The sequence below is a fragment of the Caballeronia sp. genome, from assembly GCF_049581465.1.
In the GTDB taxonomy this organism is placed as follows: Bacteria; Pseudomonadota; Gammaproteobacteria; order Burkholderiales; family Burkholderiaceae; genus Caballeronia.
In genome coordinates this window covers 1-11147 of sequence record NZ_JBAUSA010000930.1, presented here as the reverse complement: position 1 = coordinate 11147, position 11147 = coordinate 1, and the positions used below count along the sequence as shown (strand labels likewise).

At 61.3% G+C, this 11147-nt stretch carries 11 protein-coding genes; 8 read left to right on the top strand and 3 right to left on the bottom strand.

Going from position 1 to position 11147, the window contains the following annotated elements; genetic code table 11:
- The first annotated feature begins 146 nt into the window (after positions 1–146).
- Positions 147–602, top strand: coding sequence for a hypothetical protein (locus WCA53_RS22900; RefSeq protein ID WP_423915855.1), 456 nt, complete (start codon positions 147–149; stop codon positions 600–602).
- A 40-nt stretch (positions 603–642) separates the two neighbouring features.
- Here the strand turns inward: WCA53_RS22900 and WCA53_RS22895 are convergent, their stop codons facing one another.
- Both WCA53_RS22895 and WCA53_RS22890 read right to left on the bottom strand, forming a co-directional pair.
- The gene (locus tag WCA53_RS22895; RefSeq protein ID WP_423915853.1) at positions 643–1347 is read right to left on the bottom strand and encodes a class I SAM-dependent methyltransferase; all 705 of its coding nucleotides are present in this window, start codon (positions 1345–1347) and stop codon (positions 643–645) included.
- 167 nt (positions 1348–1514) lie between these two features.
- Positions 1515–2714 carry a DUF2235 domain-containing protein gene (locus WCA53_RS22890; protein ID WP_423915851.1) on the bottom strand — a complete coding sequence of 400 codons (1200 nt, stop codon included), beginning with the start codon at positions 2712–2714 and terminating at the stop codon, positions 1515–1517.
- 316 nt (positions 2715–3030) lie between these two features.
- Between WCA53_RS22890 and WCA53_RS22885 the strand changes: the two genes are divergently transcribed.
- The 5 genes from WCA53_RS22885 (at position 3031) to WCA53_RS22865 (ending at position 8375) form a co-directional block, all read left to right on the top strand.
- Entirely contained in the window at positions 3031–3672 is a 642-nt protein-coding gene (locus WCA53_RS22885) for a hypothetical protein (protein ID WP_423915862.1), read from the top strand.
- A 118-nt stretch (positions 3673–3790) separates the two neighbouring features.
- Positions 3791–4837, top strand: a complete 1047-nt coding sequence (locus WCA53_RS22880) for a LacI family DNA-binding transcriptional regulator (protein ID WP_423915859.1) — start codon at positions 3791–3793, stop codon at positions 4835–4837.
- Between the two features lie 21 nt (positions 4838–4858).
- Positions 4859–6346: a sugar ABC transporter ATP-binding protein gene (locus WCA53_RS22875; protein ID WP_423915849.1), complete on the top strand. Its 1488-nt coding sequence runs from the start codon at positions 4859–4861 to the stop codon at positions 6344–6346.
- Positions 6327–7349 (top strand): ABC transporter permease, encoded by a 1023-nt coding sequence (locus WCA53_RS22870; RefSeq protein ID WP_423915846.1) that lies wholly within the window; start codon positions 6327–6329, stop codon positions 7347–7349. The genes WCA53_RS22875 and WCA53_RS22870 overlap by 20 nt, the downstream gene beginning before the upstream one ends.
- Positions 7350–7424: 75 nt before the next feature.
- Positions 7425–8375, top strand: coding sequence for a substrate-binding domain-containing protein (locus WCA53_RS22865; RefSeq protein ID WP_423915843.1), 951 nt, complete (start codon positions 7425–7427; stop codon positions 8373–8375).
- A gap of 296 nt (positions 8376–8671) precedes the next feature.
- On the opposite strand, the gene gndA is transcribed toward WCA53_RS22865, so the two are convergent.
- A complete protein-coding gene (gndA, locus tag WCA53_RS22860; protein ID WP_423915841.1) occupies positions 8672–10081 on the bottom strand; it encodes an NADP-dependent phosphogluconate dehydrogenase in 1410 nt (469 codons plus the stop codon).
- 417 nt (positions 10082–10498) lie between these two features.
- Here gndA and WCA53_RS22855 point away from each other — a divergent pair, with 417 nt between their 5' ends.
- Both WCA53_RS22855 and WCA53_RS22850 read left to right on the top strand, forming a co-directional pair.
- Positions 10499–10834 (top strand): hypothetical protein, encoded by a 336-nt coding sequence (locus tag WCA53_RS22855; RefSeq protein WP_423915856.1) that lies wholly within the window; start codon positions 10499–10501, stop codon positions 10832–10834.
- A 96-nt stretch (positions 10835–10930) separates the two neighbouring features.
- Positions 10931–11147 (top strand): 2-dehydropantoate 2-reductase N-terminal domain-containing protein (locus tag WCA53_RS22850; RefSeq protein ID WP_423915839.1); only part of this gene is annotated, 217 nt, incomplete at its 3' end.

Sequence of the window (11147 nt, the reverse complement as noted above, 5' to 3'; positions counted from 1 at the left end):
TCAAGCGAAATCTTGGCGGATTGCGCCGATAGTCTTGCGCATCAGCAAGCCCCGTCGAAAGTATCGTGGAAACTCGATTGGCGGTGCGACACGGACGGTTTTTCGCCCCGGGCGCCGCCGTTCCTGTCTTCGGGAGTCCACGGGTCATGAGAATCCCTCTGCTTTTTGGTGCCGGTGTGCTGGCTTTTAGCGGCAGCGTCATGGCACTCCAACCGCTCGCGTTTCCCATGCGCAGCCAGAGCGTTGCGCAGCAAAGTATCGACAGCGCCATGTGTTATGGCTTCGCCAACCAGCATACGAAGGTGTCGATGGCGACGCTCTCGCAAGCGCCCGAGCGGCCCCACGTTGAGAAGATTGGCCCCGTTCACCAGGTGGCCGTGGCCGTTCCGTTGCCGGAGGGAATGTTTCCAGGGGCCGCCGCGCCGAGCGGAGCGTCCATGGTCGAAGTGTCCCTCAGCGGAAAGCCTTTAGGAGTGCGGGGCGGTAGCGCTTCTTCCGTGGATGCCCCCATGCCCCCATTACCGCCGCCCGAGTCACCCATGGCCCGGTACTGGCAATCCTTCAGCGCTTGCATGATCGGACGCGGCTACATGGTCAAGTGACGCCTTGGTCTTCGATCGGCGGCGGCCGCCCATCCCACGATCACGCGTCGTCCAATCGATATACCAACAGCCGCCCCTTGTAGGCAGCCACGTCATCCAGCGCTATCCGATCCAGACGCTCTTCGCGCATCCGGAACCCGCGTTCTCCCATCTGGCGATTGAACGCCGCCCGGTTACCGCGATCGGGATCGACAATCCAGACCTCCGCCAGCGGCGATGCGTGCAACCCGATGAACGCCGCCAGGGTTGCATTCGCATCGCGCTCATACAACAAGTCGCTGCCCATGATCAGGTCGTATTCGCCATCCACTATTCGACGGCCAGCAACATCGTTCAATGTTTCCGCCAGTTCCGGCACCGACCAGTTGCCGTGGCGATACTTCATTGGCGGTAAATCGTTCAGACGCAGATTTTCTGCGAGGAACGCACCGGTCAACGGATGACAATCGCTCGCGGTGACATCGGCACCCCGTCGATGGCCCACCAGGCTCGCCAGCGCCAGGCCGCACCCGATCTCCAGAATGCGCTCGCCCGCCAATACGGGCCGCAGCGCAAGACGGGCGGCCAAGTGGGCACCCGATGGCCACAACATGCCAAACAGCGGCCACATAGCCGATGAGATGCCAATCCGTTCAGCATCGCCCAGGGGATCGGAGAATTGCTGCAGGTCCAGCAGCGAGCGAATGATCAGGTCGTCAACGCCCGCTACGGCAATGTTTTCCTGCTTGGTTTCGTAACCGGGCATTGAATGCGCACACACGCGAAGCGCGGCGCGGGTAATGGAAGGGCATAGAGTATGCGCCTTTTATTTCCCGCCCCGTCCGGCGCGTGCGCTTAACTGGGGCGCCGAGCGACGGGCCGGTCCGGCGATGAAGCTCGTCAGGACTATGAAAACGCGACGGGCTGACGCCATTAAAGCCACGTGGTATTCCCATTCAAGAAGCTAGCCATCGTTGACGGTTGGTACGGGCCGGCTGTGGCGGCTGGATCTGCCTGAACAAGCCCCGCTGCTAGTCGGTCGCGGATCGAGCCATGAGCGCCGAGCGGAAGATACTGGGTGAAATCTCTCGGACCAAACGGCAGCGTCGCGAATACACCGGTCTTCCACGGCTGGTGGGCAACACCCATGGCGTTCGGTGCAATTGGCAAAGGGGGTTGACGAAACCGCGGGCCATCGGTCATGGATGACAAACAACCCATCATCCATGCAAGCGCTCCGTCTGACAGCCCGGTCTGACTGCCGGTCGAAGGATAGCCGCCACCGACATCAGCGTGCGCGCCCGGAAACACGGCCTGTAAAACGCCCGTACGAGTCGACCATAGGGTTGGCGTGAAATCGGCGCGCTGCTCGTCCAGACTCACCGCGTGAAAGCCATTCGCTACGGCAGGATTCAGGTCCGTGTCGGCAAAACGAAACACATCGACCCGCTGGTCTCCCCCGCCGGCATAAAGCGGGATTCCCATTGACCCGACGGTGTCCCATACGGCGATCGCCTGGATCGGCACATCGGGGATGAGTTCGCTTTTGCCAATCGGTTGCGACAGGGTCAGGAAACTGTCGACGTCGTTGAAAAGAGCCTGAATGCGGGGATTCCACGTGGCTATACCAGGAAGCCGGTTGACTCTGTGCGCCCGCCACGCTGCAATCCCCTTGCGATACCCAACCAGCGGATCCGTAAGGTCCAGCGTGTTGCGGTCAAGCAAGCCCTGATCTACGATCAGCCCGCCGAGCGCCCTAGCGGTATACGAGCCACGGCTAAAGCCGACTAGATCGATACGATCGCCGGGTTGATAGTTTCGAGAGATGAACGTGTAACCTCGGACGATTCGTGCGATGAGTCCGCTACCAAATACGCCGCCAAGCATTTTTATGATTGGATTTTGGGCATCGCCCACGCCGTGCAGGTATTTGGCAACCTGCACGCAGGCGCCTGCGTTGCTGTACGACGACTCCTGTTCCTTGGCATATAGAACTGAGTCAGGTAGTACATCCGACGCCAGATTCAAAAACAGCTTCCATACATTAGTCGTTTCCGGGACGCCGTCTTGATCGTCGTCCTCGTCCGGGCCGTTCCACGTGCCGTCGGCACAGAAAACAATATTTTTTGACATGCCACCCTGTCTCCGGCGCGTGCGCGTTTCTCCGTTTTTTAAGATAATTGTAAGCGGCAAATACTTATGTGTTTCAACGAACGGACCACGGCAAACGGGCTTACAGGGACGGCGGGTTCGCTATTTCGCAGAGGACGAGTCTGCTATCTGGCGCGACTGGCGCTCGCGTCGCGTCGCCTGAAACAAAAGCCAAGAAAAGTGTTCCCGGAATTCATAAACTTGTGAGTAGTCCATCCGCATTCAGGGCAGCCTTCCCCGGCAAGATTCGGCTCGGCGGGTCAAATCTGAATCGGCGCAGACAGGCGAGGTGAGCATCATGAACGGGCGTAGAGTGTGCCAGCTATTGCTGGTGTTGGCGGCCTGGGGCGCCAGCGGTGCGGCCATGGCCGGCAGGGGGGGCTGGGGCGGCGCCAGCTACTATCACGGCGGCGGTGGTGGGTGGAGCGGCGGAGGCGGCGGTGGTGGAAGCGCCTACTATCATGGTGGTGGTGGCTGGAGCGGCGGCGGCTACTATCATGGCGGCGGCTATTACCACGGGTACTACCACGGTTACTACCACGGGTATTACGGGGGTTATCACGGTTACTACTACGGCGGTTACTGCTGCGGCGGATCCATCGGTTTCTATTTCGGCCCGGGCTTTGTCTACGGCTATGGCTATCCTCCGTACGCGTACTACGCCTATCCGTTCCCGTCCTACTACCCCGGCTACTACCCTTACGGCCCTAATGCGGTCGACGTGGCCCCGTTGCCGAACCAGGACGTGGGGCCGGGAGAACAGGGGCAGTACTCAGGGCAGGGGCAGGAGCAGGGGCAGTACGGGCCGACGGACACGGGCGGCACCGTGCCGCCAATTGCCTACTGGTATCACTGCACGAAGCCTGAGGGTTACTACCCGTATGTCGAGGCCTGCCCCGTCGGCTGGCAGAAGGTGCCAGCCAAGCCACCGGGCAGTTGATCGTCGAGCCGCTTTCGTTCACAACAGGGGTCGACTACAAAGACGTTTGTCGTCGACCCCGCTTGTGCGCGTTTGTCCCTATCGCTAACGCAGCGCAGCAACTCAAATAATGTAATCCATTACATTTTGTCGGCTCCCAAGGCCGCACGCCGTGACTCTTCACTACGCCGACGAAATCTCGATCTTCGATGTCGCCATCAAGGCCGGCGTATCGGTGGCGACGGTCTCTCGCGTGCTCAACGGCCACACCAATGTTCGCGAACCGACCCGCGACAAAGTGCTTGCAGCGGTCGCGGCAAGCGGCTACCGCGTCAATGAACTCGCGCGCAACTTGCGCACAGCCGAAAGCCGCCTGCTGCTCGCGATGGTCCCGGACTTCGGTAATCCGTTCTACTCAGCGATCGTGCGCGGTATCGACAGCGTCGCGCGCCAGAACGGCTATTTCATGCTGCTCTGCGATACCGGAGCAGATCCCGGCCGCGAGCGCAGTTACTTCGATCTACTACGGGGTCGCCGCGCCGATGGCGCCATCTGCCTCGATCCCGCCACCGTGCAAGCAGCACTCGCTGAACACGTGTCCACGCTGCCGTGGGTCGCGTGCTGCGAGTTCGATCCGACCGCCGGTGTGCCCTACGTGGGTATCGATAACCATCTTGCCGCCGGCGATGCCGTGCGCCATCTCCTCGGACAAGGCCACACGAGGATCGCGCTGATCAACGCGGGCCACGGCTATCTGTACGGACGGCAACGCGCCGAAGGTTATCGCGATGCGCTTAGCGCAGCCGGCATCGATGCCGATCCGGCCTGGCAGATCGATGTCGATACGCTCGATTACGTGGCGGGCGAAGAGGCGGCGAAAGGGCTTACACGCCTCGGGCGGCACCGCCCGACAGCGGTGTTCGCGGTGTCTGATACGCTCGCCATCGGCGTGATCAAGGGCATGCGCGGGGAAGGGCTGCGCGTGCCGGACGATGTAGCGGTAATGGGTTTCGACGATATCGCCGTCGCCGCGCAAATCGATCCGCCGCTGACCACCGTCGCGCAGCCCATGCGCGAGCTCGGCGAAACGGCCGCCCGGCTGCTGCTCAAACGCCTGCACGATCCGCAAGCCGAGGTGCCCGGCGTGCTGCTGCCGCACAAGCTGATGCTTCGAAGGAGTGCGTGACATGACGAAGGAGCGCGTGACATGAGCCTCGCCGTCGCTTTCGATAACATCGAAAAGCAGTTTGGACCGGTTCGCGTGCTATATGGCGTGAGCTTCGACCTGACGCCTGGGCGCATCTATGGCCTGATCGGCGAGAACGGCGCCGGCAAATCGACGCTGATGAAAATCCTCAGCGGCTACGAACAACCCAGCGCAGGCACGGTTTCCATTAACGGCACCGTGCGCGCCTTCGACAGTTCGCGCGACGCCGAAGCCATTGGCATCGTGTTGATCCACCAGGAACTCAATCTTGCCGACCACTTGAGTATCGCGCAGAACATGTTTCTCGGGCACGAGATCCGTCGCGGCTTGTTCCTCGATGAACCCGCCATGCGCGACGCTACTCGCGCGCGTCTCGCCGATGTCGGCCTCCACAAGCATCCCGAGACCCGCGTGCGCGATTTGATCGTCGCGGAAAAGCAGTTGGTCGAGATCGCCAAGGCAATGCTGCGCGAGGCACGCTTGCTGATCATGGACGAACCGACCGCGACGCTCACGCCAGCGGAGACGCAACGCCTCTTCGCACTGATGGCGCGGCTCAAAGAGGAAGGCGTGACCATCATCTATATCTCGCACAAGCTCGACGAAGTGGAGCGCGTGACTGACGAGGTGATCGTGATGCGCGACGGCCGCTTTGTCACGCGCGAAGCCACCGCCGATCTCACTCGCCAGCAAATGGCGAACCTGATGGTGGGGCGCGAGGTGTCGGACATGTTCCCCGACAAACCGCCGCTTGCCGACGACGCTCAGATCGCTTTCCAGGTCGATCATGCCTACGTGCCGGGCTGGGCCGCCAATGTGAGCTTTTCCGTTCGCGCGGGCGAGGTGTTCGGCTTCGCCGGACTCGTGGGTGCGGGCCGCACCGAACTATTCGAAGGGTTGATCGGCGTGCGCAAGCGCACGGCGGGCCACCTGTCGATCGGCGGCAAGGAGATCAATCCGCGTAGCCCGCGCGACGCAATGCACCTCGGCATGACGTACCTGAGCGAAGACCGCAAGGGGCGGGGGCTTCACGTCGACATGGCGCTCAAGGACAACCTCACGATGATGACGCTTGAGCGCTACGCGCATCCTCTGCTGGACGTCGAGGCGGAACGCGACGCGCTAAAGAAAGCCGTGCACGATTTCGGCATCCGCACGGGCAACCTCGCGAGCCGCGCGCGCATGCTGTCGGGCGGCAACCAGCAAAAACTCGCGCTCGCCAAATTCCTGCATCCCGATCCGCGCGTGATTGTGCTGGACGAACCCACGCGCGGGGTCGATGTCGGCGCGAAACGCGATATCTATTTCCTGATCCACGCGCTGGCTGCCGAGGGCCGTGCGGTGATCGTCATCTCATCCGAACTGATCGAACTGATCGGGCTGTGCCATCGCGTGGCGGTGATGCGCGCGGGCCAACTGGTCGCGACCGTCGGCCAGGAACACCTCACTGAAGAGAGGTTGATCTCGCATGCGACCGGTACACACTGAAGGCGTGGAAGTATCGAAGCGCAGCCGCCTGGGCAGCGTCGCGCGGCGGCTGCACGGCGTGGGGCCATTGCTCGGGCTGATCGCGCTCTGTATTGGCGGGACCTTGCTGAACCCGGATTTCGCCACCTTCGACAACGCCATGAACGTCCTCACGCGGACCTCGTTCATCGGCATCATTGCGGTCGGCATGACCTTCGTGATCATCTCGGGCGGGATCGATTTGTCGGTGGGATCAATGGCCGCGCTGATCGCGGGCACCATGATCTACACGATGAACACGCTCGCGCACGGCGCAGGCGGCCACACGTTAGCACCCCTTGTCATTATCGCGATCGGAATCGTCATGGCCCTTGTTCTAGGGGGTGCTTTCGGTTTCGCACATGGGTTGCTCGTGACGAAGGGACGCATTGAACCCTTCATTGTCACGCTTGGCACACTGGGGATTTTTCGTGCGGTACTGACCTGGCTCGCGGACGGCGGCGCGCTCACACTCGACAACTCCCTGGCCGATCTCTACGGCCCCGTGTACTACGCAAGCCTGTTCGGCGTGCCGGTGCCGATCTGGGTGTTTCTCATCGTCGCGACGGGTGGCACGCTGGTCCTGAATCGCACGGTGTTCGGGCGGCATGTGCAGGCGATCGGTTCGAATGAACAGGTGGCGCGGTATGCGGCCATTCGCGTCGATAACGTCAAGATCGCCACCTATATGTTGCTTGGGCTTTGCGTGGGTGTGGCGACCGTGTTGTACGTGCCGCGCCTCGGGTCCGCGACGCCGACCACGGGCCTGCTCTGGGAGCTAGAGGCGATCGCGTCCGTGGTGGTGGGCGGGACGGCGCTCAGGGGCGGCGAGGGGCGCGTGATAGGCACCGTGATCGGCGCAATCCTGCTCTCGGTGATCGCGAATATCCTGAACCTGACCAGTATCATCAGCGTGTACCTGAACGCTGCCGTGCAGGGCGCGGTGATCATTTTCGTAGCGTTTTTGCAGCGTGGACGTCGTTGAAGTCGATCGTGTATCGAGTAAGCCGGGCGCTCTTAAATCCCTGACCGGGCGCTTCTAAAACAATGGAGACACATCATGAAAAAGATCATCCGCGCGCTCGGCGCACTGACGTTGGCCGCAAGCGCCTTGTCGGCCGCCGCCGATGACAAAGTCGTGCTCGGCGTCGCGATTCCGACTGCGACGCACGGCTTCACCGGCGGTATCGTCTGGTGGGCGAACAAGGCAAAAGAGGATCTGGAGAAGGCCCATCCCGACTTGAAGATCATCGTGAAGACGGCGGGCGGCGCGCCTGAACAGGCGAACCAGTTGCAGGATCTCGTGACGGTCAACAAGATCAATGCGCTGGTGATCTTTCCATTCGAATCGGCGTCGCTGACGCAACCGGTGGCGCAGGTCAAGAAGAAAGGCGTGTATGTGACGGTGGTGGATCGCGGTCTCACCGACACCAGCGCGCAAGACGCGTATGTTGCGGGCGACAACACCGCGTTCGGCAAGCTGCCCGCCGAATACCTGGCGAAGACGATGGACGGCAAGGGCGATATCGTCGCGTTGCGCGGCATTCCGACGACGCTGGACAACGAACGCTGGGCCGCGTTTGAATCGGTGATCAAGCAGCATCCCGACATGAAGATTCTCGACGCGAAGTACGCTAACTGGAATCGCGACGATGCCTTCAAGGTCATGCAGGATTACCTCACGCGCTTCAAGCATATCGACGCCGTCTGGGCCGCTGACGACGACATGATGGTCGGCGTCCTGAAGGCGATCGACCAGGCGCACCGCACCGATATCAAGCAGGTGTTCGGCGGCGCGGGGTCGAAGGAAGCGGTCAAGCGGATCATCGACGGCGACAAGCTCGTCCAGGCCGATGTGTCGTATTCGCCGAAGTTCATCTACGACGCAATCAAGCTCACGGCCGAAGCGCGCCTGAAAGGCGAAACGCTGCCGCCGACCACGATCATTCCCTCGGTGCTGATCACGAAGGAAAACGCCAAGCAGTTCTACTATCCGAACTCGCCGTTCTGACGCGCATGGATTATTTGCGGATCGACGCACATGAAATGGCGCGCGGGAAGGGCCCGCGTTTATCCAAGACCACATCATTCGCGTGGGAGATCGCCCGTTCGATAACTTCGCCGGGAGTGGCGCGAATGGTGAGGCAATACGGGAGCTGTTGGGGATAAGGTCCTGAGCGTTCCCGGAACACGCACGCACCAACAAAAACGCCGTCACATGACGTGACGGCGTTTCATTTCAAACAAGACCTGCGGCGACGAACCTTGACTCTGGCGCTTCCCGCCTAAGCTCGCCGCGTCATTCCATTACTCCGCCCAATCCGCGTGGAAGCTACCCTTCTTGTCGGTGCGCTCGAACGTATGCGCGCCGAAGAAGTCACGCTGCGCCTGCACCAGGTTCGCCGGCAGCGTTTCCGAGCGATAGCTGTCGTAGTACGCGACCGCCGACGAAAACGCCGGCACGGGCACGCCCGCTTTCACGGCCGCCACGACGACGTCGCGCAGCGCACCCTGGTACTTCGCGGCGATGTCGGTGAAATACGGGTCGAGCAGCAGGTTATGCAAGTCGGCATTGGTCTTGTACGCGTCCGTGATCTTCTGCAAGAAGCCTGCACGGATGATGCAACCTGCGCGGAAGATCTTGGCGATCTGGCCGTATTGCAGGTCCCACTTGTACTCTTCCGAAGCCGCACGCAACTGCGCGAAGCCCTGCGCGTACGACACGATCTTGCTCAGGAACAGCGCGCGACGCACGGACTCGATAAACGCATTACGGTCGCCATCAAACGCGGGCGACGGTCCTTTCAGCGTCTTGCTCGCTTCCACACGCTGGTCTTTCAACGACGACAACACGCGCGCAAACACGGCTTCCGTGATCAGCGGCAGCGGTGCGCCGAGATCGAGCGCGTTCTGGCTCGTCCACTTGCCCGTGCCTTTCTGCGCGGCGCGGTCGAGGATCACATCGACGAGATCCTTGCCTGTTTCGTCGTCTTTCTTCGAGAAGATCTTCGACGTGATTTCGATCAGGTAGCTATCCAGTTCGCCCTTGTTCCACTCGACGTAGACCCGGCCGAGCTCTTCGTTCGACAAGCCCGCCACGCGCTTGAGCACGTCGTAGCTTTCGGCGATCAGCTGCATGTCGCCGTACTCGATCCCGTTGTGGACCATCTTCACGTAGTGGCCCGCGCCGTCCGGACCCATGTACGCGACGCACGGCTCGCCGTCTGGCGCCTTGGCGGCGATTTCGGTGAGGATCGGGGCCACCAGGTCATACGCTTCCTTCTGGCCGCCCGGCATGATCGACGGGCCTTTCAGTGCGCCTTCCTCACCGCCGGATACACCCGTGCCGATGAAATGCAGGCCCGACTTGGCGAGATCCTGGTTGCGGCGGATCGTATCGGTGAAATGGGTATTGCCGCCGTCGATCAGGATGTCGCCTTTTTCCAGCAGCGGGCGCAGCGAATCGATCGTTGCATCCGTGCCCTGGCCGGCCTTGACCATCAGCAAAATGCGCCGCGGCTTTTCCAGCGATGCCACAAACTCTTCCAGCGTGTACGCCGGGACAAGCTTTTTGTCAGGATGCGCTTTCATCAGCTCGTCGGTCTTTTCGCGGCTGCGGTTATAAACCGATACAGCGTGACCGCGGCTTTCAATGTTCAGCGCCAGATTGCTGCCCATGACGGCTAGGCCGACTACGCCGATTGCTTGTTTGCTCATGTTTTTCTCCGAATGACCGATGCGTGTACCGCTCGTGGCTGCACGCGCAGCGGATGCGACTTGTCAATTAGGGCGGCGCCCGCGACGGGTTAAAACCAGCCGCGTGCCCCGCAACGGCAGCATGAAAAACGCTTCGAGGTGCCGTTCGGCGGGCTTGGTTCGAACGAACGTCGTGCGAAAGGCGCAGACGGAAGCGAGATTACCACTTTGACACGAGACGGGTTGGGAAGGCCCCCACCGCGTGGGGTCGAACGGCTCGGGCCAAGCGTTGAGCAGCCCATCACGCGCCGGTCTAAAATGGGCGTCCGCAAGCCGTTTCGGGTGGGGAAACGCGGAGGTTTCCAGGGGCGATCGGGTAAAGAGATTGGGCAAGGCGATCAGGCAAGGCGACTGGGCAATCCGGCAATTGGGCGACGCATGGCGTATCGAAGCAAGGCTCATCATTACCACGTGTATGTAATCGAACTCGCCGATACGGTCTGGAACGAAGCGCGTTTCAGGCGCGCGAACCCGGATTACGTCCTTGGCCAGCCGTTCGTGTACGTGGGCATGACCGGCATCGACCCGGACGTTCGTTTCGACAAGCACAAGGCCGGCATCCAGTCGAACCGCTATGTGCGGGATTTCGGACTGCGGCTGCTGCCTCGTCTCTATGAGATGTACAACCCGATGCCCTACGAAGGGGCGCGGGACATGGAAGTCGAGCTTGCAATCGGCCTGCGCGAAGCGGGGTACGGCGTCTGGCAAGCCTGAGGGCTTGCCGTGGTTTTCCGCGTTTTTCTCTGAATTTTTTTGAATGCCGCTGATTTCATTACCCGGTTGCACGACCTATTTCATAAGGAGCAAAACATGCGGATTCTGGTAGTAGGCGCAGGCGCGATAGGCGGCTATTTTGGTGGATGGCTGCTCGATGCGGGTCGCGACGTGACCTTCCTCGTGCGGGAACGACGCGCGGCCCAACTGGCCGAGACAGGCCTGAACGTGCGCAGCCCGAACGGCGATTTATCGATCAAGAACCCGCCGGTCGTCCTGGCGCAGGACATTCGCGCACCGTACGACCTGGTCC